Raw genomic sequence first — 23,046 nt, 5'->3', positions numbered from 1 at the left:
GCACGCGCGCTGGAAATCAAAACGCGAAGGAGTTAGCCCATGCCGACGAGGGTAGCGACTGGCATTCTGTTCGGACAGGTTTTTGTGGTGCTGGGTGTGGCCCTAGGCGGCGTGTGGGCGGGCACACAGTGGACCGCGCATGAACTGGGCTACCAGGCGCGGCTCGGCCCGGCGTGGTTCGACGTCTCGGGCATGCCGGTCTACGAACCGTGGAAGCTGTTCGAATGGTGGTACTTCTACGATGCCTATGCACCCCAGGTGTTCGAGAGCGGCGGCATCATCGCTGCGTCGAGCGGGATGCTCGCCACCGGCGCCGCCATCGGCATGGCGGTGTGGCGTTCGCGCTTGGCCAAACAAGTCACGACGTATGGCTCGGCACGCTGGGCCGAACCTGAGGAGATCGCCAAGGCCGGGTTGACGCAGCCAGCCGGCGTGTTCCTCGGCAAGACGGCGGGCACGGACGGCAAGGATGCCGACTACCTGCGCCACGAAGGGCCGGAGCACGTCATGGCGTTCGCGCCGACACGCTCTGGCAAGGGCGTCGGCCTGGTCGTGCCGACGCTGTTGGCGTGGACCGGCTCCGCCGTCATCCATGACATCAAGGGCGAGAACTGGAACCTCACCGCCGGCTGGCGCTCGCGCTTCTCGCACTGCTTGCTGTTCAACCCGACCGATGCGAAATCGGCCGCGTACAACCCGCTGCTCGAGGTGCGGCGCGGCAGGCACGAGGTGCGGGACGTGCAGAACATCGCCGACATCCTGGTCGATCCAGAAGGCGCGCTGGAGCGGCGCAACCATTGGGAGAAGACCAGCCACGCGCTGCTGGTCGGAGCCATCCTGCATGTGCTCTATGCCGGCGAAGACAAAACGCTCCGCGGCGTCGCCAACTTCCTGTCCGATCCGGCCTGCCCGTTCGAGGTGACGCTGCACCGGATGATGACCACTCAGCATCTGGGCGAGGAAGTCCATGCAGTAGTCGCCTCAGCCGCACGCGAAGTGCTCAACAAGAGCGACAACGAGCGCTCGGGCGTGCTGTCAACCGCCATGAGCTTTTTGGGGCTGTACCGCGACCCCACGGTGGCCGAAGTCACCTCGCGCTGCGACTGGCGAATCGCGGACCTGATTTCGGCAGCGCACCCGGTGTCGCTCTACCTGGTCGTACCGCCCTCTGACATCAGCCGCACAAAGCCGCTAATCCGACTGATCCTCAACCAGGTCGGCCGGCGCCTGACCGAATCGCTCGATGGCTCGGACGGGATCGCGCGAAACCACAAGCTGCTGCTGATGCTCGACGAATTCCCGGCGCTGGGCCGGCTGGACTTCTTCGAGAGCGCCCTCGCCTTCATGGCCGGCTATGGTCTGCGCGCCTTCCTGATCGCGCAGTCGCTCAACCAGATCGACAAGGCCTACGGCCAGAACCATTCGATCCTGGACAACTGCCATGTGCGCATCGCGTTCGCCACGAACGATGAGCGGACTGCCAAGCGCATCTCGGAAGCTTTGGGCACGGCTACCGAGCTACGGGCGCAGCGCAACTATGCGGGCCACCGGCTTGCGCCGTGGCTCGGTCACCTGATGGTGTCGCGCCAGGAAACGGCCCGGCCTCTGCTCACGCCGGGCGAAGTGATGCAACTCCCGCCCGACGATGCCGTGGTGATGGTCTCGGGCCACCCGCCGATCAAGGCGAAGAAGCTGCGTTACTACCAGGATCGGAACTTCACCACGCGCGTTCTAGCTGCGCCGGTGCTGGCAGCTTGCCTGTATGCAGACCGGCCTGCTGCGCGCCCCGACGACTGGAGTGGGCTGGCGTCGCTGGCAGGGCCGGCGGCCACATTCGGTGGCGATGCCGGTGGCTCCGCTGACGAAGGCGGTCACCAACTCAAGCCCGAGCTGGACGTTACGGCCGAAGCGCCCTCGCTGCCAGACGACGATGGCCTGCTGGTGCTGGATGACGAAGACGATGTGGTACTGCGGCCGAAAGACGTGGACCGTCAGCTCATGCGCACCGCGCGGTTAGCCGCGCTGGATCCTGACGACGGGATCGCACTATGACCCGCGCCCGTCTGAACATCTTCATCGAGCCGGACCACGCGAAGCGGCTGGACCAGGTCGCTGCGCACAAGGGTGTGTCGAAGTCGGCCGTGATCGCCGCTGCGCTGGCCTCGTTCCTCTCGCCCGACGGCGGCGACCAGCGCGAGGCGGCCATTGCCAAGCGACTGGACCGACTGTCTCGGCAGTTCGACAGGCTGGAGCGCGACCAGAACGTGCTGATTGAGACGACAGCCCTGTACGTGCGCTACTTCCTGACGGTCTCGCTGACAGTGCCCGAGGGACAGCAGGAGGCAGCGCGCGCCCAGGGCCGTGCGCGCTACACGCAATTCATAGAGCAGCTTGCGCGACACATCCAGCGTGGGCGCAGCCTGGTGCGTGAAGTTCACGAGGACATGGCGCCCGCTGCCCCGGCTGATGCCGCTACGGCTGTGGGAGTTACCGCCGAACCCATGGAGGCCGATCGTGAAGGCGGCGCCTGAGTCCAGTTCGATGGACGCTTCCCTGGAGCGGCGCATCCGCATGCTGCGCACGGCCATGGGGCCGGAGATTGCGGCGGCGCTCGATGACCCGGAAGTCGTCGAAGTGCTTTTGAACCCGGACGGCTCGCTGTGGGTAGACCGGCTCGGCACGGGCCGCGAAGCCACCGGCGCGGCGCTGCCGCCGAACGCGGCCGAACGGATCATCCGTCTCGTGGCTGCGCACGTCCGTACAGAGGTGCATGCGGGCGCCCCGATCCTGTCGGCGGAGCTGCCTGAGACGGGAGAGCGCTTCCTGGGCGTGCTGCCACCGGTCGTGCGCGCACCTTCGTTTGCGATCCGCAAGCGGGCGCTGCGCATCATGACGCTCGCCCACTACGTGGCTGACGGTGTGATGACCGCAGACCAGGCGGCCTTCCTGCGTGGCGCGGTACGCGAGCGGCTGAACATCGTCGTCGCGGGTGGCACCAGCACCGGCAAGACCACACTGGCCAATGCGCTGCTCGACGAGATCGCCGAGACCCGCGACCGCGTGTTGATCCTCGAAGACACGGTGGAGCTGCAGTGCCGCAGCGACGACCACGTCGGCATGCGCACAGAGCCGGGCGTCAGCACCATGGCCGACCTGGTGCGTGCAACCTTGCGCTTGCGGCCGGACCGCATTGTCGTCGGCGAAGTGCGCGGCTCGGAAGCGCTCGACCTGCTCAAAGCCTGGGGCACTGGGCATCCCGGCGGCATCGCCACCGTGCATGCCGGCTCAGCACATGGCGCGCTCACACGGCTGGAGCAACTGGTGCAGGAGGTCAGCGTGACCGTCCCCCGTGCCCTGATCGCCGAGGCGGTCAACGTCATCGTCTTCATCGCCGGCCGTGGCCGCGCGCGCCGCGTGCGCGAGATCGCACGCGTCATCGGCCACGACAGCCAGAGCTATCAGCTCAGCACCGAACTGGTGTCTTCCTCCCCATCCCTTCCCCCTGCCACTTCTTCAACCACCGGAGAGCGTTCATGACGACTTCCTACACTTCCGTAAAACCGAGTCTGTACGTTGCCACCGCAGCGGCACTGCTGCTGGCTGTGGCGCTGCCCGCGCATGCGGCAGGCTCGAACATGCCCTGGGAGGCACCGCTGCAATCGGTGCTCGAATCGATTCAGGGGCCAGTAGCCCGGATCATCGCGGTGATCGTCATCATCTCGACGGGTCTGGCGCTGGCCTTTGGCGACACCAGCGGTGGATTCCGCAAGCTGATCCAGATCGTGTTTGGTTTGTCGATCGCGTTCGCCGCATCCTCGTTCTTCCTGACCTTCTTCAGCTTCACCGGCGGGGCGGTGCTGGCATGAGCACCAGCATCGTTGCCGGCTTCGAGGTGCCGCTGCACCGGTCGTTGACCGAGCCGATCCTGCTGGGCGGCGCGCCGCGCACCGTGGCGATTGCCAACGGTACTTTGGCCGCCGCTGTCGGGCTCGGGCTGCAGCTGTGGTTGCCCGGCCTGGTGCTGTGGCTCGTCGGCCACTCGCTCGCGGTGTGGGGTGCGCGGTTGGACCCGCAGTTCATGCAGGTGTTCGCGCGGCACATCAAGCACCGCGCTTTGCTGGACGTGTGAGACAGCCATGGAGAACACGCCATGCTGAACCTCACCGAGTACCGCAAACGCCCGGCGCTGTTGGCCGACTGGCTTCCCTGGGCCGGGCTGGCCGCCCCCGGCGTTCTACTGAACAAAGATGGCTCCTTCCAGCGCACAGCGCGGTTCCGCGGGCCGGACCTGGACAGCGCGACGCAGGGCGAGCTCGTCGCCACGTCGGCGCGCCTGAACAACGCTCTTCGGCGCCTTGGCACCGGCTGGGCCTTGTTCGTCGACGCCGAGCGGCGCGAAGCGGCTGACTACCCGGAGTCGTCGTTCCCTGAGCCGTTGTCCTGGCTGGTCGATGAAGAGCGCCGCGCCGCTTTCGAGGAGGACGCGAGTCACTTCGAGAGCCGCTACCACCTGACGCTCCTGTACCTGCCGCCCGAGGAGTCGAGGGCACACGCTGCCCGGCTGCTCTACGAGAACAACCGCACCGAGCGGGTCGATTGGCGCGACCGGCTGGACGCCTTCGTGTCCGAGACCGAGCGCTTCTTCGGCCTGCTCGAAGGCGTGATGCCGGAGGTCGCCTGGCTCGACGACGCGCAGACGCTCACCTACCTGCACGGCTGCGTGTCCACGCGCCGGCATGCGGTGGCCGTGCCCGAGGTGGCGATGCACCTCGATGCACTGTTGGCCGACGAGCCGTTGGTGGGCGGCCTGGCGCCGATGTTGGGTACGCGACACCTGCGCGTGTTGTCCGTTCGCGGCTTCCCGACATCGACCTGGCCGGGCCTGCTCGATGACCTGAACCGGCTGGGCTTCGCCTACCGCTGGAGCACGCGCTTCCTTTGCTTGGACAAAGCCGAATCGGAGAAGGAGCTGAGCCGCCTGCGGCGCCAGTGGTTTGCCAAGCGCAAGAACATCGTCGCGTTGCTGCGCGAGACCATCTTCCAGCAGGAGAGTCCGTTGGTGGATTCGGATGCCTCGAACAAGGCGTCCGATGCCGACGCAGCGCTGCAGGAACTGGGCGGCGACCAGGTGGCCTTCGGCTACGTCACTGCGACCGTGACCGTGCTGGACGCCGACGCGTCCGCTGCCGACGAGAAGCTGCGCGCTATCGAGCGGGCGATCCAGGGGCGCGGCTTCGTGACGATCCCCGAGACGTTGAACGCGGTCGATGCCTGGCTGTCGTCCGTGCCGGGCCACGCCTACGCCAACGTGCGCCAGCCCATCGTCTCAACGCTGAACCTGGCCCACATGATGCCGGTGTCGGCCGTCTGGGCCGGGCCGGAGCGCAATGCGCATCTCGATGGCCCGCCGTTGATCGTGACCCGCACCGATGGGGCGACGCCGTTCCGGCTGGTCACTCACATCGGCGACGTGGGCCACACGCTGATCGTGGGGCCGACCGGCATGGGAAAGTCGGTGTTGCTCGCCACGCTGGCAATGCAGTTCCGCCGCTACGCGGGCTCACGCATCTTCGCCTTCGACATGGGCCGCTCGATGCGGGCCACGATCCTCGGGCTCGGAGGTGAGCACTACGACCTCGGCACCGAGGGCGCGATCGCATTCCAGCCGCTCGCGCGCATCGATCAGGACGGCTACCGCGCATGGGCCGCAGAATGGATCGAAGGCCGCTTGATCCAGGAAGGCATCGTCGTTGGTCCGCCCGAGAAGGATTCCGTATGGTCGGCATTGAACAGCCTGGCCAGCGCGCCGGTCGAGCAGCGGACGATGACGGGTCTGTCGGTGCTGCTGCAGTCGAACGCACTGCGCCAGGCCCTGCAGCCCTACGTGCTCGGTGGCTCGCACGGCAAGTTGCTCGATGCCGACATGGACCGGCTCGGATCTGCATCTGTGCAGGGCTTCGAGATGGAGGAATTGATGCACAGCAAGGCCGCTGTGCTGGCGGTGCTTGGCTACCTGTTCGCGCGCTTCGACGAGCGCTTCGACGGCGCGCCGACCCTGCTGATTCTCGACGAGGCCTGGCTGTTCCTCGACGATCCGGTGTTCGCATCACGCATCCGCCAGTGGCTCAAGACGCTGCGCAAGAAGAACGTGTCGGTCGTCTTCGCCACGCAGTCGTTGGCCGACATCAAGGATTCGAGCATTGCGCCGGCGATCGTGGAGAGCTGCGCGAGCCGGATCTTCCTGCCGAACCCCCAGGCGACCGAGCCGCAGATCCGCGTCATCTACGAAGGCTTCGGCCTGAACGGCCGACAGATCGAGATCGTCGCGACCGCGCAGCCCAAGCGCGACTACTACTACCAGTCGCGCCCGGGAAATCGAGTCTTCGACCTCGGGCTCGGGCCGGTGACGCTGGCCTTCGCCGGGGCCTCCTCACCGGAGGACCAGCGCGCCATCGACGACGTGTCCGCTTCCGTCCCGCCTACCGACTTCGCAGCCGCGTGGTTGCGCCATCGCGGGCTCGGGTGGGCCGCGGACCTCACCGCTTCATTCCCTTCCTTCCCCTCAATCCCTTCGTCACCCCAGGAGAACTCGCGATGAAGAAGCACCTGCTCGCCGCTGCGGCGGCATCACTCATTTCCATTGCTCCGGCAGCGCAGGCCCAATGGGTCGTCATCGACCCGACCAATCTCGCGCAGAACCTGATGACTGCCGCGAACACGCTCGAGCAGATCAACAACCAGATCAAGCAGCTGCAGAACCAGGCGCAGTCGCTGATGAACGAGGCGAAGAACCTCACGAGCCTGGACTTCAGCGCGCTCAACGAACTGCGGTCCGCGCTGTCGGCCACGAACCAGCTCATCCAACAGGCACAAGGTCTGGCATTCAACGTGTCGCAGATGGAGACGGAGTTCCGACGGCTGTACCCGGCCTCGTACACGGCCGCGACCTCGGGCACGCAGATGGCGCTCGATGCGCGCTCGCGCTGGAGCAATTCCCTGGAGGCGTTGCGCACGGCAACCAAGGTGCAGTCGCAGGCGGTGCAGAACTTCACCTCCGACGAGCAGACCCTGACCGACCTGGTCGGCCGCAGCCAGTCCGCCCCTGGTGCCCTGCAGGCGATGCAGGCGACGAATCAATTGCTGGCCCTGCAGTCCCGCCAGGCCATCCAGGCGCAGCAGCTCCAGATCACGCAGGACCGTGCCGCGGCACTCGAGCAGGCGCGGCAGGTGGCGGTGCAGGAACGTGCGCGAGAAGTGCGTCGGCGCTTCCAGGGCGACGGCACCGCCTATACGCCCTACACGGTCAACTTCTACGGCAACTGAAAGGACCGAACATGAAACAGTTCTTGAACCGGATCCTGGCTGCTGCGGTCACCGGGCTCGTTGCTGCCTGCAGCAAGCCCGCACCCATCGAGTCCGTCGAATCGCTGGTCGCCGATCCCGAACGGCTGAAGGAGTTGCGCGCGAAGTGCAAGGCCGATCACGACAAGGTCGGCGATGCCCAATGCAACGCAGTGGCCGAAGCCACGCGCCAGCGCTTCCTGGGCAACGGCGGGCCGAAGTACACGCCGCCAGCTTCGCCACCGGCCGCGTTCTCGCCGCCGCCCTCCACAGCGTCTTCACCGGAGCCTGCAGCTTCGGTGCCCTCGCCCAAGGATTGACCGATGGACGACCTGTCGGTCATCGACCGCTTCCTCGACGTCTATTCGCGCTACATCGACTCGGGCTTCGGCCTGCTCGGCGGCGAGGTGGGGTTCCTGACGGCCACGTTGGTCGTCATCGACATGACGCTGGCCGGCCTGTTCTGGGCCATGGGCAATGCCAGCGGCGGCGGTGACGACGTGATCGGCAAGCTGATCAAGAAGGTGCTGTACGTCGGTGCCTTCGCCTACATCCTGAACAACTTCAACGCTCTGTCGGGCATCGTGTTCCGGTCCTTTGCCGGGCTCGGGCTGGTTGCATCCGGCTCGTCGATCAGCCAAGGCCAATTGCTGCAGCCAGGACGCCTGGCACGCGTCGGTGTGGAGGCCGGCGCGCCGATCATGGCGCAGATAAGCGAGATGACGGGCTTCCCCGAGGTGTTTGCGAACCTGGACACCATCACCGTGCTGTTCCTGGCCTGGCTTGTGTTGATCGTGAGCTTCTTCGTGCTCGCGGTGCAGCTCTTCGTGACGCTGATCGAGTTCAAGCTCACCACGCTCGCCGGCTTCGTGCTGGTGCCCTTCGCGCTGTGGAACAAGACGGCGTTCCTGGCCGAACGGGTGCTAGGCAATGTGGTGTCCTCAGGCATCAAAGTGCTGGTGCTGGCGGTGATCGTAGGCATCGGCACGGGCCTCTTCGCCGAGTTCACGGTACCGCCTGCCACCGAGCCCTCCATCGACCATGCGCTGGTCATCATGCTGGCGGCGCTGGCGATGCTCGGGCTCGGCATCTTCGGACCGGGCATTGCCACGGGTCTGGTGTCCGGTGCGCCGCAGCTGGGCGCAGGTGCGGTGGCAGGAACCGCTTTGGCCGCTGGCGCCATGGCGGTCGCCGGCGGTGCGGCCGTGGCGGGCGCAGGCTCGGCCGTTGCCGCAGGCGCGCGCATGGCACCAGGTGCCGCACGGTCGGCCATCGGCGGCGGTGCGGCCGCCGCGCGGTCTGCCACCGCCGTGGCCGCCGGTGCGAAGTCTGCCTATCAGGCCGGCGCCACGGCCTCGGGCGGCAGTGGTGTGCGGGCAGCCGGTGCGGGACTGGCCAACGTCGCGCGGAGCGGTGCCAGTGCCGTCGGCCAGCGTGTCGCTTCGGGCGCCAAGGCGGTCAAGGATGGTGTGGCGAACTTCGTGGCCGACGCGGCGGCGCCTGCTTCCGCTGGCGCCAAGGCGGTGGACTCAGGCGATAGCAGTGCACCAGCCGCAGAACCCGCTTGGGCCAGGCAGATGCGCCGCAAGCAGCAGATCAGCCATGCGGCGACAACGACCGCGCACGCGCTGCGCTCGGGCGATGCCGGCGGCGGCGGTGCCAGCCCGAGCCTGCGTGACAGCTCGAACACCTGACTCGAATCCACAGGAGACCCGGATGATGTTCAAACGACCCCAGGTGCGGTACTCGGCGACGCCCGAGCCCGTCACCCCCTACCAGGCCGCCGCGCAGGTCTGGGACGAGCGCATCGGCAGCGCGCGCGTGCAGGCAAAGAACTGGCGGCTGATGGCCTTCGGTTGCTTGACGCTCGCGTTGTCGATGGCCGGTGGCCTCGTGTGGCGATCGGCCCAGTCCATCGTGACGCCCTTCGTCATCGAGGTGGACAACGCAGGTCAGGTGCGCGCCGTGGGCGAGGCCGCGACGCCGTACAAGCCCAACGACGCGCAGATCGCGCACCACCTGGCTCGCTTCGTCACCGACGTGCGCTCGCTGTCCATCGACCCGATCGTGGTGCGCCAGAACTGGCTGGAGGCCTACGAATACACGACCGACCGCGGTGCCGCCACCTTGAACGAGTACGCGCGCAGCAACGACCCGTTCTCGCGCATCGGACAGAACTCGGTGGCGATCGAGGTCACGAGCGTGGTGCGGGCCAGCGACACCTCGTTCCAGGTGCGCTGGATCGAGCGGAACTATGTCAACGGCTCGGCCGCAGGCATCGAGCGCTGGACGGCCGTGCTGTCGGTCGTGCTGCAGCCACCGCGCACCGAACAGCGGCTGCGCAAGAACCCGCTGGGCATCTATGTCAACGGCCTGTCCTGGAGCCGTGAACTCGAAGCCGCCGATCAGACGAAAGGAACCAAGCCATGAACCCACACTTCCGCATCCACGTATTTCCGTCGATCCTGCTGGCCCTGGCGGGCTGCGCAACGCAGGGCAAGCCTCCACCGACGATCTCGCTGGACGAGCCCGTTGCGGTCGCGGCGCGTCCGCTGCCGGAACCTCCTAAGCCGGTCGAGGTGGTCGCCGTGCCGGAACCCTTGCCGTTGCCCGCTCAGCTCAAGCCATTGGCGGCGCAGCCCTCGATGGCTGACACGCGGCTTGCAGCCGAACCTGCCGACGAGAAGGCACGTGTGTCGCTCGCCAACCAGGAGGCCCGGGTCGCACCGAGCCGTGAAGGCTACGTCAACGCGATCCAGGTCTGGCCCTATGCCGATGGCGCGCTGTATCAGGTCTACACGAGTCCGGGCCGTGTGACCGTCATCGCCTTGCAGCAGGGCGAGGAGCTTGTGACGGTCTCGGCCGGCGACACGGTGCGCTGGATCGTGGGCGACACGGCCAGCGGCGCAGGCGCATCGCTGCGCGTGAACATTCTGGTGAAGCCCACGCGCATCGGCCTGAAGACGAACCTGGTGGTGACGACGAACCGTCGCACCTATCTGCTCGAACTCTCGTCGACGCCGCAGGCTTGGATGGCCTCCGCGTCATGGGACTACCCGAAGGACCGGATGCTGGTGCTGCAGAAGCAGGCACAGCAGGCCCAGCAGGCCCAGGCCAGCGTACCGGTGGAAAGCGGCATGACGCTCGAGCAGATCCGGTTCCGCTATGCCGTCAGCGGTGCCAGCCCGCCATGGAAGCCGCTGCGCGCCTTCGACGATGGCGAGCGGGTCTACATCCAGTTCCCGGGGGGCATTGCACAGGGCGAGCTGCCGCCACTGTTCGTGATCGGGCCGCAGGGCGATGGGCAGTTGGTGAACTACCGCTTCCGCTCGCCGTACTACGTCGTGGATCGGTTGTTCGGTGCCGCCGAGCTGCGGCTCGGTGGTGACAAGGCGCAGGTGGTGCGCATCGAGCGCACGGATGGTGTCGCCGCGGGTACGGTGAGGAGCAACTGACCATGAGCACGCCCGACATGCCGCATGGCTCGGATGTCCCACTCCCGAAGGCCGAGCCCGAAGCGATGGCTTTGCGCGCTTCGCCGCGCCCGGTGAAGCGCTTGAACCGTCGCATGCTGGCCGTCGGCGCGGGTACGCTCGCCGCGGCGGTGCTCGGCGGCACGATGTGGTCGCTGCAATCGAACAAGCGCGAGCGCAATCAGGCAGCCGAGCTTTACAACGTCGATCGCGTCACCCGTGCAGAAAACCTCGACCAGCTGCCCAAAGACTATGCCGGGCTTCCGCCCGCCTTGAAGCCGCAACCCCCGGTGCTGGGTGAGCCATTGCCGGGAGACCTGGGGCCGGCCATCGTCAAGGCCCATCAGCCGATGGAGACACGATCACCAGGCGGTGGTGTCGATCCCGCGCAGACCGAGCGCCTCGCGGCCGACGAGGCGGCGCGATCGTCAGTGTTCTTTCGGAGCAGCGGCAGCAGCTCAGCGCAGAAATCGGGCGCTGCACAGGCAGGCGTCGAACCTTCTTCGTTGCCTTCAAGCATTCAGCCGTTCAATCCGATGGGCACGACCGCCAGCGCCACGCAGGTGACCGATCCGACTGCGGTGCAGAACCGGCAGGATCAGAAGGAAGCGTTCATGGGCAAGGCCGGGGACGCCGCCACACGCAACCCCGGCAGCCTGCAGTTGCCAGCTTCGCCGTACCAGGTGATGGCTGGCACCATCATCCCCGCCGCACTGGTAACGGGGATCAACTCCGACCTGCCCGGACAGGTCATCGCCAATGTGTCCGAGGCGGTCTACGACACCGCCACGGGCCGCCACCTCCTGATACCGCAGGGGTCGCGCCTGCTGGGTCGCTACGACAGCCAGGTCGCCTTCGGACAGCGACGCGTGCTGCTGGTGTGGACGCGGCTGATCCTGCCGGACACGTCGTCGGTGGCGCTCGACCGTCTGCCGGGCATCGACCCTGCAGGCTATGCCGGGCTCGAGGATGGCGTCGACTGGCACTGGGATCGCATCCTTGCTGGCGCAGCGCTGTCCACGCTGCTTGGGGTCGGTGCGGAGCTGGCTGCACCGGAGAGCCGCACAGATGGCAACCGGATCGTCATCGCCGGGCGCGAGGGCGCGCAGGACACCGTGAATCAAGTGGGCCAGGAGATCACGAAGCGGAACATGAGCGTCCAGCCGACGTTGACCATCCGGCCGGGTTTCCCGATGCGGGTGATGGTGAGCAAGGATCTCGTGCTGCGGCCGTATCAGCCGTTGTTCTTTGTGCGGGGAGGATCGCAATGAGCACGAGCAAGTTGCGTCTTGGTCCACTGCCGCGGGCCGAGACGGTGAAGCTGATCGTGACGATGCCGGTCGACCTCAAGGCCATGCTGGATCGCTATGCGGCCCAGCACGCGCAGACTTACGGCGAGCCGGTCGATGCGGCGTTGCTCGTGCCGCACATGCTGGAAGCTTTCATGACCCGCGATCGCGCGTTCAAGGCGGTGTTGGCCAAGAAAGCTCGACCGTCCAGTCCTGCTCAATAGTCCGCTCACTACGCGTCGGTGCGCTTGCCCTCGCTGCGGCAGGTTGGGGACCGCAGACATCTCCGGCAATCTATGGACGTACCGCAACGGCAATGGAAGCCAGCGCGGATGTTGCAAAGGATTTCCACATGCGAGCCCTAGACGACTCCACAACGAACGAACCCGTTGCGCCTCACTCTGCAGTTCAGCGAACACTGCGAGCAGCTCATCTTCTACAAGAAGCTTTAGCGCTGCTTTGCGTCGAATATCCACAGCAGATCGCACGGCCGACAACACGCGCGCACGACAGGCTGCTTCGCCTCCCCGACGTCGAACGGTTGACGGGGCTGCGTAGATCGGCGATCTACGAGCAGATGCAGAGGGGCGTGTTTCCTAGATCTGTCAAAGCCGGAAGGAGAGCGGCGACTTGGCCGGAGAGCGCCGTGCAAGCATGGATCGCGGACCGCATAGATGCCTGCCAGCCCTGACCGCTGCGAACTTGGAAATGGTCAGCGGAGGGCAGCTTCTTTGCAACAACCAAACGCGCCAGAAATCTAGGACACCGTTAGGACACGGAGACCAAAAAAGACAAAAGGGTTAGCAGATGCTTACCTGCTAACCCTCGTGAATGTTGGCGGAGTGGACGGGACTCGAACCCGCGACCCCCGGCGTGACAGGCCGGTATTCTAACCAACTGAACTACCACTCCTGGTAGACAACGTTCACTCCTTGCGGAGCCAAGTGTTGACCACTTGTGCCGGTTTCACTTGCGTGAAACTGGCGACCCTACGGGGATTCGAACCCCGGTAGCCACCGTGAAAGGGTGGTGTCCTAGGCCTCTAGACGATAGGGTCAAAACCTGAGGAACCGCGTTGCGATCAACGCTTGTTTCTTCTACTCGACAACCGATGGTGGAGGTAAACGGGATCGAACCGATGACCTCTTGCATGCCATGCAAGCGCTCTCCCAGCTGAGCTATACCCCCGTTGGGTGTCGAGCCTCGAATTATAGACTGTTTTTTATGCGCTTTTCAAACGCGCGATGACAGTTTCTTTAGAAAAAGTTGCGAGCACTGCATCGAGAGATGGCGTCTGCGGTGTGCCGACCACGAGAACGCGCACCGGCATCGCGAGCACGGGCATCTTCAGGCCATGTGCAGCGAGCGTTTCCTTGATCGCCGCAGCGATCGACGCCTTGTCCCACGACACGCCCGCGAGCTTTTCCAATAGCGTAGCGATGGCGGGGCGCACGGCCTCGGTCACGTGCTGTGCGCGGTCGGCTTCGCTCGGTGTCACGTCCGCGTAGAAGACAGCGGCCCAGTCGGCCAGTGCCACGGTCGTTTCGCAGCGGTCCTTGAAGAGCGCACAGATCGTCGCGAGGCGATCGTCGGCCGTGATGCCGCGCTTGTGCAGTTGTGCTGCGACCAGCGGCGCGAGTTCGTCGTCGGCCTTGGCCTTGATGTACTGGCCGTTGACCCACGCGAGCTTGGCCGCGTCCCATTGCGCGGGGCTCTTCGACAGATGCGAACCGTCGAACCAGCCGACCATCTGCTCGCGCGTGAACAGCTCGTCGTCGCCATGGCTCCAGCCCAGGCGCGCCAGGTAGTTCAGCATCGCCTCGGGCAGGTAGCCGTTCTCTTCATAGGCCGTGACGCTCACGGCACCGCGGCGCTTCGAGAGCTTCTGTCCGTCGTCGCCCAGGATGACCGGCAGGTGGCCGAAAGCCGGCAGCGGTGCGCCCAGCGCGCGGAAGATGTTGATCTGCCACGGCGTGTTGTTGATGTGCTCGTCGCCACGAAACACGTGCGTGATCGCCATGTCCCAGTCGTCGACCACCACCGCGAAGTTGTAGGTCGGCACACCATCTGCGCGCACGATGATCAGGTCGTCGATCTCGCGGTTGTTGATCGTGATCTCGCCCTTGACGAGGTCGTTCCAGGTCACGTCGCCCTCGACCGGGTTGCAGAAACGCACCACCGGCGGCACGCCTTCGGGCACGGGCGGCAGCACCTTGCCGGGTTCGGGGCGCCAGCGGCGGTCGTACAGCGTCTTCTCGCCGCGGGCGCGCTGCGCCTCACGCATCGCCTCGAGCTCGTCGGGCGTGCAGTAGCAGTGGTACGCCGTGCCCGCTTCGAGCATCTGCGCGACCACCGCCTGGTAGCGGTCGAGCCGCTGCATCTGGTAGATCGGGCCTTCGTCGTAGTCGAGGCCCAGCCACGTCATCGACGCGAGGATCTGCTCGACCGCGTCCTGCGTGGAGCGCGCCACGTCGGTGTCTTCGATGCGCAGCACGAACTGGCCGCCATGGTGCTTCGCATAGGCCCACGAATACAGCGCGGTGCGGGCGGTGCCCAGGTGCAGGAAGCCGGTGGGCGATGGCGCGATGCGCGTTCTTACTTGAGTCATGTGGGGAGCGAGTCCAGACCGCGCAGCAGGTCGGTCTTGATGTCTTCGAGATGGTCCAGGCCGACGGCCAGGCGGATCAGGCTCTGGCCGATGCCGGCCGCCTGGCGCTGCGCTTCGGTCAGGCGCCCGTGCGACGTGGTGCCCGGGTGCGTGATGATGGTCTTGGTGTCGCCCAGGTTGGTGGCGATGCTCACGACGCGGGTGCTGTCGATCACGTGGAAGGCGTTCTTTCTCGCCGTGGCCGGGTCATCGCCGCGCACGTCGAAGGACACCACCGCCCCGCCCTGCCCCGACTGCTGGCGCATCGCCAATTCATGCTGCGGATGCGACGCGAGGCCGGGGTAGTGCACGCGCGAGACCATCGGATGGCCTTCGAGCCATTGCGCCACCGCCAAGGCATTCGCCGACTGCGCCTGCATGCGGATGCCGAGCGTCTCCATGCCCTTGAGCACGACCCACGCGTTGAAGGGCGAGAGCACCATGCCGGCCGTGCGTACCACCGGGCCGAACACGTCGACGATCAGGCGCGACGGACCACAGATGGCACCGGCCATCACGCGGCCTTGCCCGTCGAGGTACTTGGTGCCCGAATGGATCACCAGGTCGGCACCGAGCTCGGTCGGCCTTTGCAGCGCCGGCGAGCAGAAGCAGTTGTCGACCGCCAGCAAGGCGCCCGCGCCGTGCGCCAGATCGGCCAGCGCGCGGATGTCGCACACCTCGGTCAGCGGATTCGTCGGCGTCTCGGCAAAAAGCAGCTTGGTGGTCGGGCGCAGCGCCGCACGCCATTCGGCCACGTCGGTCTGCGACACGAAGGTCGTCTCGACGCCGAACTTTGCGAACTCCTTGCCGAACAGGTTGAGCGTGGAGCCGAAGACCGAACGCGAGCAGACCACATGGTCGCCCGCCTTCAGCAGGCCCATGCACATCATCAGGATGGCGCCCATGCCGCTCGATGCGGCAATGGCGGCTTCGGTGCCTTCGAGGGCGGCCAGTCGGCGCTCGAAGCTGGTCACCGTCGGGTTGGACGTGCGCGAATAGGTGAAGCCCTCTTCGGTACCGGCAAAGCGCGCGGCGGACGTCTCGGCGTCCGACTGCACGAAGCCACTGGTGAGATACAGCGCCTCCGAGTTCTCGCCGTACTGGCTGCGCTCGAGCGCGGTGCGCACGGCCAGCGTGTCGCGGTGCAGGCCGGGCGGCAATGGTCGTTCGGTCACAGGATCTCCAGCGTCATTCGGCAAGGTTGGGCAGCGCCAGGCGGGACGAGTCTTCTTCCGTCTCCTCGATGCGCGGGCGGCTGCCGTTCATGCGCAGGATGGCATCGCTGTCGATGTCGCCGGTCACGTAGATGCCGTCGAAGCACGACGAGTCGAAGCCGTCGAGCTTCGGTGCGCCGGGCGTGGTCGGCGACGCCTTCATCACCGCGCGCTTCATGCCTTCGACGTCCTGGTAGATCAGTGCGTCGCAGCCGATCAGTTCGCGAATCTCTTCGACCGTGCGGTCGTGCGCGACCAGTTCGCCCTTGGTCGGCATGTCGATGCCGTAGACGTTGGGGTAGCGCACCGGCGGTGCGGCGCTCGCGAGGTACACCTTGTTCGCGCCGGCGTCGCGCGCCATCTGCACGATCTCGCGGCTGGTCGTGCCGCGCACGATCGAATCGTCGACCAGCAGCACGTTGCGGCCCTTGAACTCGCTCGCGATCACGTTGAGCTTCTGGCGCACCGACTTCTTGCGAACGCCCTGCCCCGGCATGATGAAGGTGCGGCCGACGTAGCGGTTCTTCACGAAGCCTTCGCGGTACGGAATGCCCAGCAGATGCGCCAATTGCGTCGCGCTCGGGCGGCTCGATTCAGGAATCGGGATGATCACGTCGATCTCGCTCGGCGGCACGGTCGAGACCACGCGCTTGGCCAGCGTCTCGCCCAGGTTCAGGCGCGCCTGGTAGACCGAGATGCCGTCCATCACCGAATCGGGCCGCGCCAGGTAGACGAACTCGAACATGCAGGGGTTGAGCGTCGGCGCATCGGCGCACTGCTCGGCGTGCACCTGGCCCTGCAGGTCGATGAAGACCGCTTCGCCCGGCGCGATGTTGCGCTCGAACACATGGCCCGAGCCTTCGAGCGCCACCGATTCGCTCGCCACCATCACGGTGCCATCGGCGCCGCGGCCCATGGCCAGCGGACGGATGCCGTACGGGTCGCGGAAAGCGACCAGGCCGTGGCCGGCAATGAGCGCCACCACCGCGTAGGAGCCTCGCAGGCGCCGATGCACGGCGCGCACCGCCTCGAACACGGTGGTCGAGTTCAGCATGCCGCCGCGGGTCGACCGTTCGATCTCGTGCGCCAGCACGTTGAGCAGCACTTCCGAGTCGCTCTCGGTGTTGGTGTGGCGGTGGTCGGTCGAGAACAGTTCGGACCGCAGCGCGTGCGCATTGGTCAGGTTGCCGTTGTGCACCAGCACGATGCCATAGGGGGCGTTCACGTAGAAGGGCTGTGCCTCTTCTTCGCTGTAGGCGTTGCCGGCGGTCGGGTAGCGCACCTGGCCCAGGCCCACGTCGCCCGGCAGCGCGCGCATGTTGCGGGTGCGGAACACGTCGCGCACCATGCCCTTGGCCTTGTGCATGAAGAACTTGCGTTCCAGCAGCGTGACGATGCCGGCTGCGTCCTGGCCGCGATGCTGCAGCAGCAGCAAGGCGTCATAGAGCAATTGATTGACGGGCGCACTGCTGACAACGCCGACGATTCCACACATGGGACTTTTCCTCTCAGGGCAGGTAACTGGCCAACTTCTCTGGCAATGCAGGCTTCAGGCCCTGCAGTGCCGCATCCAGAACAAGTGCGCTGTGCGATTCGCGCCACCAGGCGCTCTCGCTCAACGACAGCAAATGCACAACCACCGCCACAGCCAGCAGCGCGACCGCGCCGCGCGCCAGGCCGAACACCGCGCCGAGCATCCGGTCGACCGGCCGCAGCCCGACGGCGGCGATCAGCTTGCGCGTCAGCGCGGCGATCAGCCCGACGCCGAAGGCCACGGCGATGAAGATCAGCACGAAGGCCAGCGCATAGCGCCACGAAGCCTCCGGGTCGCCGCTGATGGGCAGCCACGCCGCCACATCGCCCGCGAACCACTGCGCACTGAAAAAAGCCACGACCCAACCCGCCAGCGAAATCACCTCGAACACCAGCCCGCGCACCAACCCCAGCACCAGCGACACCGCCAGCAGCAGGGCGGCAATCCAGTCGAGCAGGGTCACGGTCGTGCGCGATGCCTACAAGCTGAGGACGGCCGCGGGCAAAGACAAGCCCTTGATCTTGCCGGCCGCCTTGTCCGCCTCGGCGCGCGACGCGAACGGACCGACGCGCACCCGCGTGCGCTCGCCATCGGGCGTCTTGGCCACATTGGTGTAGGTCTTCAGACCGGCCTTCTCGAGTTTCTGGCGCACCTCGCGCGCCTTGTCGGCTTCGGCGAAGGCACCGACCTGCACGATGAAGCGACCCGCGTCGTCCGAAGCCGCCACCGGCTTGGCTGCTGCGGCAGCGGCGGCGGCGGCGGCCGCGTTCTTGCCGTCGAGCAGCGCGCGGGCGCGGGCACCGTCGTCGGCCGGCTTGGCCGCGGTGGCCGTTGCCGGCTTGGATTCGGGCTTTGGCTCGGGCTTGGCTTCCGGCTTCGGCTTGGCCTCGGGCTTGGGTTCGGGTTTCGGCGCGGGATGCGTCTCGGCCGGCGGGGCCGAAGCGACCGGTCGGTCGGACGGCAGTTCGCGGCCATCGGCCGTCTCGGTGATGACGCCGGTCGTCGGCGCGTTGGCCGTCGCACGCGGGCGCTCCTCGGCGGGCGGCGCGGCCGGTTTCGGCGCGGGCGCCTGGGCGACCGGGGCCGGCAATGGCGCGACCTTGTTCCGGTCGGGGATCTCGATGGGGATGTCGACGGCGACAGGCCGCGGCTGGGTATCGAAGAGCAGCGGGAAACCGATCACGCCCACCAGCACCAGCACCGCGGCGCCGAGCAGCCGGTGGCGCGCACGCCGACGCATGGTTTCGACGCTTTCCGCAGGCGCGGCCGACACCGGGGTGTTGCGGCTTTCATTGGTCGGCTGGCCACGCGAGCGGAACTTGAAGAACGCCATGAATTCGTTTCCCTGATTGAGTGCAGCGCGGTGTGGGGTTGCGAGGGGCCGGACACCCGCCGATCAGGCGCCTGACAGCAGGTGCTTGGCCTGCAGACGGGGGGTTCCGTGCGCAAGCACGCCACCCACCGTGAAGAACGATCCGAAGACGACGATTCTATCAGCGGGGTCCGCCGCCTCGATGGCCGCGCGGAGCGCCGACATCGGGTCGGCATGCACGCTCGAGGCCACGTCCTTGCGTGTGTTCTGCGCGGCCCACTGCGCCTGGATCGCCGCACCTGCCGCCGCGCGCGGCGTCGGAAGGTCGGTGAAGTACCAGCGATCGATCAGCGGCCCGATGCGCGACAGGATGGGTGCCAGGTCCTTGTCCGCCATCACGCCGAAGACGGCATGCGTGGTCGGGTAGAAACCCATCGCGTCGAGGTTTTCGGCCAGCGCCGCCACGGCATGGCCGTTGTGCGCCACGTCGAGCACCAGCGTCGGCTGGCCGGGGATGATCTGGAAGCGGCCCGGCAGCTCGACCATCGCGAGCCCGGTGCGCACCGCCTGGGCGGTGATCGGCAGGCGCTGGCGCAAGGCTTCGAGCGCGGCCAGGACGCCGGCGGCGTTCAGCAACTGGTTGGCGCCGCGCAGCGCCGGGTAGGCCAGGCCGCTGTAACGCCGCCCGCGCCCGCTCCAGCCCCACTGCTGCTTGTCGCCCGACACGTTGAAGTCGTGCCCGAAGCGCCACAGGTCGGCGCCGATCTCGCGGGCATGGTCGAGCACGCTCTGCGGCGGCATCGGATCGCTCACGATCGCCGGCCGGCCGGTGCGCAGGATGCCGGCTTTTTCGCGGCCGATGCTCTCGCGGTCCGGGCCGAGGAAATTCATGTGGTCGAGGTCGATGCTGGTGATCACCGCACAGTCGGCGTCGATGATGTTGACCGCGTCCAACCGCCCGCCCAGTCCGACCTCGAGGATCGCCACCTCGGGCTTCGCCTCGACCATGCAGCGCAGGATGGCCAGGGTGGTGAGTTCGAAATAAGTCAGCGGGATCTCGGCGCGGGCCGCCTCTACGGCCTCGAAATGTGGCACCAGCAGCGCGCCGTCGATCGCCTCGCCCTTCAGGCGCAGGCGCTCCTCGAAGTGCACGAGGTGGGGCGACGTGAACACGGCCGTGCGGTAGCCGGCGTGCCCGAGGATCGACTCCAGCATCGCGCAGGTCGAACCCTTGCCGTTGGTGCCGGCGACCGTGATCACCGGGCAATCGAAGGCCAGCCCGAGGCGCTGTGCCACGGTGCGGGTGCGCTCCAGCCCGAGTTCGATGGTCTTGGGATGCTGTCGCTCGGCGTGCGCGAGCCAGTCGGCTAGGGTTTTCATGGAGGCCGGCATTGTCGCCGACCTGCCGGGGCGGCATGATTCCGGGATGACAACAACCCTTTACGGCATCCCGAACTGCGACACCGTCAAGCGCGCCCGCGCCTGGCTCGACGAGCACGGCGTGGCCTACCGTTTCCACGATTTCAAGAAGGAAGGCGTGCCCGAGGCCGAACTGGACCGTTGGCTGAAGGCGCCCGGCTGGGAAGCCTTGGTCAACCGGCGTGGCACCACGTGGCGTAAATTGGACGACGCCACCCGCGCCTCGGTGGTTGACGCCGGCACCGCCCGGGCCGTTCTGTTGGCCAACCCCAGCCTGATCAAGCGCCCGGTCGTCCACTGGAACGACCGCCCGGACGTTACAACGGGGTTCGACGCGACCGAGTGGTCCTCCCGGGTCTGAGCACGCCGGTTGAACCCGGCGCGCCAAATTGCATCCAACCGGCCTGAACGGAGCACACGCTTCCCCATTCAAGGAGTTCGACATGCGCAAGAAGATGTACACCGCCGCTCTCGGCCTCACCCTGCTGGGTGCGCTGGCCAGCGGCAGCGCCATGGCCCAGCAACAGGTTCAGGCCCGGGTGGTTTCGACCGCCCAGGTGACCGAGCCGAACGGCCGCGTGGGCTACAACGTGACCTACGAGTACGAAGGCCGGCAATACAGCACCTACACCGACAACCCACCCGGCCGCACGATCGTGGTCGACGTCGGTGCCTACGGCGTGACCACCGCGCCGGTCGCGCCGCAGGCGCAGCTGTCGGCCGAACCCGTGGCCAATGGGGGGCGTGCACCGTGGGAAGGCGTGGTGCCCGAGCAGGGCGTCGTGGTGTCGTCGGCACGCCCGGCCGCACCGGCCTACTACGCCGCGCCGGCCTATCCGGCGCCGGTCTACATGGCGCCCGCACCCGTCTACGTGGCGCCGGCCTACGGGTACGGCTATGGCTACGCCCCGGCCTATGCCTACCCGCCCGTCGGCCTGTCGCTGAACCTCGGCTACTCGCGCGGCTGGGGCGGGCGCGGCGGCCGCTGGCGCTGAACGCCGGCATGGGCAGGGGCCTTGGCAAGCCCTAAAATCGCGGGCTTTCCGCCAGGTGGCGCGAATCGCCAAGAGCGGATCGCTTCACCTTTCTCTTCAGTCCGAGCGCGCCCGCGCCCTGCCCTTCACATGACGATCAACGAATCCCTCCCCTGCGCCTCGGTCGGCACCAAGGCCAACGTGTATTTCGACGGCAAGTGCGTGAGCCATGGCCTCACGCTGGCCGACGGCACCAAGAAGTCGGTCGGCGTGATCCTGCCGTCCACCCTCACCTTCAGCACCGGGGCGCCGGAAATCATGGAGGGCACGTCCGGCCGTTGCGAATACCTGCTGTCGGGCAGCAGCGAATGGCTGGCCTCGGGCGCTGGCGAAAAATTCAGCGTGCCGGGCAATTCGAGCTTCCAGATCCGCGTGAGCGGCGAGCCCTACAGCTACATCTGCCACTTCGGCTGAACCGGACGCCCACGCCATGTCGACCATCCTCCAACACGTTCCCGCCGGCCAGAAGGTCGGCATCGCCTTCTCCGGCGGCCTCGACACCAGCGCCGCGCTGCACTGGATGAAGCAGAAGGGCGCGATCCCCTACGCCTACACCGCCAACCTCGGCCAGCCCGACGAGCCGGACTACGAAGAGATCCCGCGCAAGGCGATGCAATACGGCGCCGAGCAGGCCCGGCTGATCGATTGCCGCAGCCAGCTCGCCGCCGAAGGCCTCGCCGCGCTGCAGGCCGGCGCCTTCCACGTGACCACCGCCGGCGTGACCTACTTCAACACCACGCCGCTGGGCCGCGCCGTGACCGGCACGATGCTGGTGAGCGCCATGAAGGAAGACGACGTCCACATCTGGGGTGACGGCAGCACCTACAAAGGCAACGACATCGAGCGCTTCTACCGCTACGGGCTGCTCACCAACCCGGCGCTGAAGATCTACAAGCCCTGGCTCGACCAGCTCTTCATCGACGAACTGGGCGGCCGCGCCGAGATGTCGGCGTTCATGACGGCGGCCGGCTTCGGCTACAAGATGTCGGCCGAGAAGGCCTACTCGACCGACTCCAACATGCTCGGCGCCACGCACGAAGCGAAAGACCTCGAGCACCTGAACAGCGGCATCAAGATCGTCAACCCGATCATGGGCGTCGCTTTCTGGAAGGACGAGGTCGAGGTCAAGCGTGAGGAAGTCACGGTGCGCTTCGAGGAAGGCCGCCCGGTCGCCCTCAACGGCAAGGAATACCCCGACCTGGTCGAGCTGATCCTGGAAGCCAACCGCATCGGTGGCCGCCACGGCCTGGGCATGAGCGACCAGATCGAGAACCGCATCATCGAAGCCAAGAGCCGCGGCATCTACGAGGCGCCCGGCCTGGCGCTGCTGTTCATCGCCTACGAACGCCTGGTCACCGGCATCCACAACGAAGACACCATCGAGCAGTACCGCGACAACGGCCGCAAGCTCGGCCGCCTGCTCTACCAGGGCCGCTGGTTCGACCCGCAGGCCATCATGCTGCGCGAGACGGCGCAGCGCTGGGTGGCGCGTGCCATCACCGGCGAGGTGACGGTCGAACTGCGCCGCGGCAACGACTACTCGCTGCTCAACACCGAGTCGGCCAACCTGACCTACAAGCCCGAGCGCCTGAGCATGGAAAAGGTCGAAGGCGCCTTCACGCCACTCGACCGCATCGGTCAGCTGACGATGCGCAACCTGGACATCATCGACACGCGCGACAAGCTGGCGATCTACACCAAGACCGGGCTGTTGTCGCTGGGCGACGGGGCATCCGTGCCGCGCCTGACCAACGATGGCGAAGACTGAGATATTCCGCCTGCG

At 66.8% G+C, this 23,046-nt stretch carries 24 protein-coding genes and 3 tRNA genes; 18 read left to right on the top strand and 9 right to left on the bottom strand.

The annotated features are described in order from the left end of the window. The first annotated feature begins 39 nt into the window (after nucleotides 1-39). From ACSFA2_RS04280 to ACSFA2_RS04215, 14 genes are all read left to right on the top strand, one after another. Entirely contained in the window at nucleotides 40-2,052 is a 2,013-nt protein-coding gene (locus ACSFA2_RS04280; protein WP_435454049.1) for a conjugal transfer protein TraG, read from the top strand. Then, the gene (locus tag ACSFA2_RS04275) at nucleotides 2,049-2,531 is read left to right on the top strand and encodes a CopG family transcriptional regulator (protein ID WP_435454048.1); all 483 of its coding nucleotides are present in this window, start codon (nucleotides 2,049-2,051) and stop codon (nucleotides 2,529-2,531) included. Before ACSFA2_RS04280 ends, ACSFA2_RS04275 begins: the two co-directional genes overlap by 4 nt. A gap of 10 nt (nucleotides 2,532-2,541) precedes the next feature. Then, nucleotides 2,542-3,537 (top strand): P-type conjugative transfer ATPase TrbB, encoded by a 996-nt coding sequence (gene trbB, locus ACSFA2_RS04270; protein ID WP_435454047.1) that lies wholly within the window; start codon nucleotides 2,542-2,544, stop codon nucleotides 3,535-3,537. Continuing rightward, entirely contained in the window at nucleotides 3,534-3,866 is a 333-nt protein-coding gene (locus ACSFA2_RS04265; protein WP_435454046.1) for a TrbC/VirB2 family type IV secretion system protein, read from the top strand. The genes trbB and ACSFA2_RS04265 overlap by 4 nt, the downstream gene beginning before the upstream one ends. Further along, a complete protein-coding gene (locus ACSFA2_RS04260; RefSeq protein WP_435454045.1) occupies nucleotides 3,863-4,129 on the top strand; it encodes a VirB3 family type IV secretion system protein in 267 nt (88 codons plus the stop codon). The genes ACSFA2_RS04265 and ACSFA2_RS04260 overlap by 4 nt, the downstream gene beginning before the upstream one ends. Before the next feature lie 21 nt (nucleotides 4,130-4,150). Beyond that, nucleotides 4,151-6,598, top strand: coding sequence for a conjugal transfer protein TrbE (gene trbE, locus ACSFA2_RS04255; protein ID WP_435454044.1), 2,448 nt, complete (start codon nucleotides 4,151-4,153; stop codon nucleotides 6,596-6,598). Then, nucleotides 6,595-7,323 (top strand): P-type conjugative transfer protein TrbJ, encoded by a 729-nt coding sequence (gene trbJ, locus ACSFA2_RS04250; protein WP_435454043.1) that lies wholly within the window; start codon nucleotides 6,595-6,597, stop codon nucleotides 7,321-7,323. Before trbE ends, trbJ begins: the two co-directional genes overlap by 4 nt. 11 nt (nucleotides 7,324-7,334) lie before the next feature. After that, nucleotides 7,335-7,661, top strand: a complete 327-nt coding sequence (locus ACSFA2_RS04245) for an EexN family lipoprotein (protein WP_435454042.1) — start codon at nucleotides 7,335-7,337, stop codon at nucleotides 7,659-7,661. 3 nt (nucleotides 7,662-7,664) lie between these two features. Beyond that, nucleotides 7,665-9,035, top strand: coding sequence for a P-type conjugative transfer protein TrbL (trbL, locus tag ACSFA2_RS04240; protein ID WP_435454041.1), 1,371 nt, complete (start codon nucleotides 7,665-7,667; stop codon nucleotides 9,033-9,035). 22 nt (nucleotides 9,036-9,057) lie between these two features. Next, on the top strand, nucleotides 9,058-9,771 hold the full coding sequence (gene trbF / locus ACSFA2_RS04235; RefSeq protein WP_435454040.1) for a conjugal transfer protein TrbF: 714 nt from the start codon (nucleotides 9,058-9,060) through the stop codon (nucleotides 9,769-9,771). Beyond that, entirely contained in the window at nucleotides 9,768-10,796 is a 1,029-nt protein-coding gene (gene trbG / locus ACSFA2_RS04230) for a P-type conjugative transfer protein TrbG (protein WP_435454039.1), read from the top strand. The genes trbF and trbG overlap by 4 nt, the downstream gene beginning before the upstream one ends. Before the next feature lie 2 nt (nucleotides 10,797-10,798). Next, the gene (locus ACSFA2_RS04225) at nucleotides 10,799-12,085 is read left to right on the top strand and encodes a TraB/TrbI/VirB10 family type IV secretion system protein (protein WP_435454038.1); all 1,287 of its coding nucleotides are present in this window, start codon (nucleotides 10,799-10,801) and stop codon (nucleotides 12,083-12,085) included. Then, the gene (locus tag ACSFA2_RS04220; RefSeq protein WP_435454037.1) at nucleotides 12,082-12,327 is read left to right on the top strand and encodes a DUF2274 domain-containing protein; all 246 of its coding nucleotides are present in this window, start codon (nucleotides 12,082-12,084) and stop codon (nucleotides 12,325-12,327) included. The genes ACSFA2_RS04225 and ACSFA2_RS04220 overlap by 4 nt, the downstream gene beginning before the upstream one ends. Nucleotides 12,328-12,419: 92 nt before the next feature. Further along, nucleotides 12,420-12,794, top strand: a complete 375-nt coding sequence (locus ACSFA2_RS04215) for a helix-turn-helix transcriptional regulator (RefSeq protein ID WP_435454036.1) — start codon at nucleotides 12,420-12,422, stop codon at nucleotides 12,792-12,794. Nucleotides 12,795-12,938: 144 nt separating this feature from the next. Here the strand turns inward: ACSFA2_RS04215 and ACSFA2_RS04210 are convergent. The 9 genes from ACSFA2_RS04210 to folC all read right to left on the bottom strand — a co-directional run bounded on the left by ACSFA2_RS04210 (nucleotide 12,939) and on the right by folC (nucleotide 20,202). Continuing rightward, nucleotides 12,939-13,015, bottom strand: a tRNA-Asp gene (locus tag ACSFA2_RS04210). Nucleotides 13,016-13,084: 69 nt separating this feature from the next. Further along, a tRNA-Glu gene (locus ACSFA2_RS04205) sits at nucleotides 13,085-13,160 on the bottom strand. Between the two features lie 55 nt (nucleotides 13,161-13,215). Continuing rightward, nucleotides 13,216-13,291 (bottom strand) — tRNA-Ala (locus ACSFA2_RS04200). 34 nt (nucleotides 13,292-13,325) lie between these two features. Next, entirely contained in the window at nucleotides 13,326-14,711 is a 1,386-nt protein-coding gene (gltX, locus tag ACSFA2_RS04195) for a glutamate--tRNA ligase (protein ID WP_435454035.1), read from the bottom strand. Further along, nucleotides 14,708-15,925: an O-succinylhomoserine sulfhydrylase gene (locus tag ACSFA2_RS04190; RefSeq protein ID WP_435454034.1), complete on the bottom strand. Its 1,218-nt coding sequence runs from the start codon at nucleotides 15,923-15,925 to the stop codon at nucleotides 14,708-14,710. Before ACSFA2_RS04190 ends, gltX begins: the two co-directional genes overlap by 4 nt. A gap of 13 nt (nucleotides 15,926-15,938) precedes the next feature. Beyond that, nucleotides 15,939-17,459 carry an amidophosphoribosyltransferase gene (gene purF / locus ACSFA2_RS04185; RefSeq protein WP_435454033.1) on the bottom strand — a complete coding sequence of 507 codons (1,521 nt, stop codon included), beginning with the start codon at nucleotides 17,457-17,459 and terminating at the stop codon, nucleotides 15,939-15,941. 13 nt (nucleotides 17,460-17,472) lie between these two features. Further along, on the bottom strand, nucleotides 17,473-17,961 hold the full coding sequence (locus ACSFA2_RS04180; protein ID WP_286644923.1) for a CvpA family protein: 489 nt from the start codon (nucleotides 17,959-17,961) through the stop codon (nucleotides 17,473-17,475). 15 nt (nucleotides 17,962-17,976) lie between these two features. Next, nucleotides 17,977-18,831 carry an SPOR domain-containing protein gene (locus ACSFA2_RS04175; RefSeq protein ID WP_435454032.1) on the bottom strand — a complete coding sequence of 285 codons (855 nt, stop codon included), beginning with the start codon at nucleotides 18,829-18,831 and terminating at the stop codon, nucleotides 17,977-17,979. 63 nt (nucleotides 18,832-18,894) lie between these two features. Further along, nucleotides 18,895-20,202, bottom strand: a complete 1,308-nt coding sequence (gene folC, locus ACSFA2_RS04170; RefSeq protein ID WP_435454031.1) for a bifunctional tetrahydrofolate synthase/dihydrofolate synthase — start codon at nucleotides 20,200-20,202, stop codon at nucleotides 18,895-18,897. On the opposite strand from folC, the gene ACSFA2_RS04165 reads away from it, so the two are divergent. The 4 genes from ACSFA2_RS04165 to argG all read left to right on the top strand — a co-directional run bounded on the left by ACSFA2_RS04165 (nucleotide 20,189) and on the right by argG (nucleotide 23,031). Then, entirely contained in the window at nucleotides 20,189-20,590 is a 402-nt protein-coding gene (locus ACSFA2_RS04165) for an ArsC family reductase (RefSeq protein WP_435454030.1), read from the top strand. The two genes, folC and ACSFA2_RS04165, sit on opposite strands and share 14 nt — an antisense overlap. Before the next feature lie 82 nt (nucleotides 20,591-20,672). Then, the gene (locus ACSFA2_RS04160) at nucleotides 20,673-21,224 is read left to right on the top strand and encodes a hypothetical protein (protein WP_435454029.1); all 552 of its coding nucleotides are present in this window, start codon (nucleotides 20,673-20,675) and stop codon (nucleotides 21,222-21,224) included. Between the two features lie 129 nt (nucleotides 21,225-21,353). After that, nucleotides 21,354-21,677: a pyrimidine/purine nucleoside phosphorylase gene (gene ppnP, locus ACSFA2_RS04155; RefSeq protein WP_435454028.1), complete on the top strand. Its 324-nt coding sequence runs from the start codon at nucleotides 21,354-21,356 to the stop codon at nucleotides 21,675-21,677. 16 nt (nucleotides 21,678-21,693) lie between these two features. Continuing rightward, nucleotides 21,694-23,031, top strand: a complete 1,338-nt coding sequence (gene argG, locus ACSFA2_RS04150; RefSeq protein ID WP_435454027.1) for an argininosuccinate synthase — start codon at nucleotides 21,694-21,696, stop codon at nucleotides 23,029-23,031. The last annotated feature ends 15 nt before the right edge of the window (nucleotides 23,032-23,046 follow it).

This window comes from Variovorax cryoconiti (genome assembly GCF_051216395.1).
GTDB lineage: Bacteria > Pseudomonadota > Gammaproteobacteria > Burkholderiales > Burkholderiaceae_C > Variovorax.
This window is presented reverse-complemented; position numbering and strand designations above follow the sequence as displayed.

What these genes read in the sequence shown, in the direction of transcription:
- ACSFA2_RS04280 (WP_435454049.1), top strand. Translation starts at nt 40, where the DNA reads ATGCCGACGAGGGTAGCGACTGGCATTCTGTTCGGACAGGTTTTTGTG.
- ACSFA2_RS04275 (WP_435454048.1), top strand. Translation starts at nt 2,049, where the DNA reads ATGACCCGCGCCCGTCTGAACATCTTCATCGAGCCGGACCACGCGAAG.
- trbB (WP_435454047.1), top strand. Translation starts at nt 2,542, where the DNA reads ATGGACGCTTCCCTGGAGCGGCGCATCCGCATGCTGCGCACGGCCATG.
- ACSFA2_RS04265 (WP_435454046.1), top strand. Translation starts at nt 3,534, where the DNA reads ATGACGACTTCCTACACTTCCGTAAAACCGAGTCTGTACGTTGCCACC.
- ACSFA2_RS04260 (WP_435454045.1), top strand. Translation starts at nt 3,863, where the DNA reads ATGAGCACCAGCATCGTTGCCGGCTTCGAGGTGCCGCTGCACCGGTCG.
- trbE (WP_435454044.1), top strand. Translation starts at nt 4,151, where the DNA reads ATGCTGAACCTCACCGAGTACCGCAAACGCCCGGCGCTGTTGGCCGAC.
- trbJ (WP_435454043.1), top strand. Translation starts at nt 6,595, where the DNA reads ATGAAGAAGCACCTGCTCGCCGCTGCGGCGGCATCACTCATTTCCATT.
- ACSFA2_RS04245 (WP_435454042.1), top strand. Translation starts at nt 7,335, where the DNA reads ATGAAACAGTTCTTGAACCGGATCCTGGCTGCTGCGGTCACCGGGCTC.
- trbL (WP_435454041.1), top strand. Translation starts at nt 7,665, where the DNA reads ATGGACGACCTGTCGGTCATCGACCGCTTCCTCGACGTCTATTCGCGC.
- trbF (WP_435454040.1), top strand. Translation starts at nt 9,058, where the DNA reads ATGATGTTCAAACGACCCCAGGTGCGGTACTCGGCGACGCCCGAGCCC.
- trbG (WP_435454039.1), top strand. Translation starts at nt 9,768, where the DNA reads ATGAACCCACACTTCCGCATCCACGTATTTCCGTCGATCCTGCTGGCC.
- ACSFA2_RS04225 (WP_435454038.1), top strand. Translation starts at nt 10,799, where the DNA reads ATGAGCACGCCCGACATGCCGCATGGCTCGGATGTCCCACTCCCGAAG.
- ACSFA2_RS04220 (WP_435454037.1), top strand. Translation starts at nt 12,082, where the DNA reads ATGAGCACGAGCAAGTTGCGTCTTGGTCCACTGCCGCGGGCCGAGACG.
- ACSFA2_RS04215 (WP_435454036.1), top strand. Translation starts at nt 12,420, where the DNA reads ATGGAAGCCAGCGCGGATGTTGCAAAGGATTTCCACATGCGAGCCCTA.
- gltX (WP_435454035.1), bottom strand. Translation starts at nt 14,711, where the DNA reads ATGACTCAAGTAAGAACGCGCATCGCGCCATCGCCCACCGGCTTCCTG.
- purF (WP_435454033.1), bottom strand. Translation starts at nt 17,459, where the DNA reads ATGTGTGGAATCGTCGGCGTTGTCAGCAGTGCGCCCGTCAATCAATTG.
- ACSFA2_RS04175 (WP_435454032.1), bottom strand. Translation starts at nt 18,831, where the DNA reads ATGGCGTTCTTCAAGTTCCGCTCGCGTGGCCAGCCGACCAATGAAAGC.
- ACSFA2_RS04165 (WP_435454030.1), top strand. Translation starts at nt 20,189, where the DNA reads ATGGAGGCCGGCATTGTCGCCGACCTGCCGGGGCGGCATGATTCCGGG.
- folC (WP_435454031.1), bottom strand. Translation starts at nt 20,202, where the DNA reads ATGCCGGCCTCCATGAAAACCCTAGCCGACTGGCTCGCGCACGCCGAG.
- ACSFA2_RS04160 (WP_435454029.1), top strand. Translation starts at nt 20,673, where the DNA reads ATGCGCAAGAAGATGTACACCGCCGCTCTCGGCCTCACCCTGCTGGGT.
- ppnP (WP_435454028.1), top strand. Translation starts at nt 21,354, where the DNA reads ATGACGATCAACGAATCCCTCCCCTGCGCCTCGGTCGGCACCAAGGCC.
- argG (WP_435454027.1), top strand. Translation starts at nt 21,694, where the DNA reads ATGTCGACCATCCTCCAACACGTTCCCGCCGGCCAGAAGGTCGGCATC.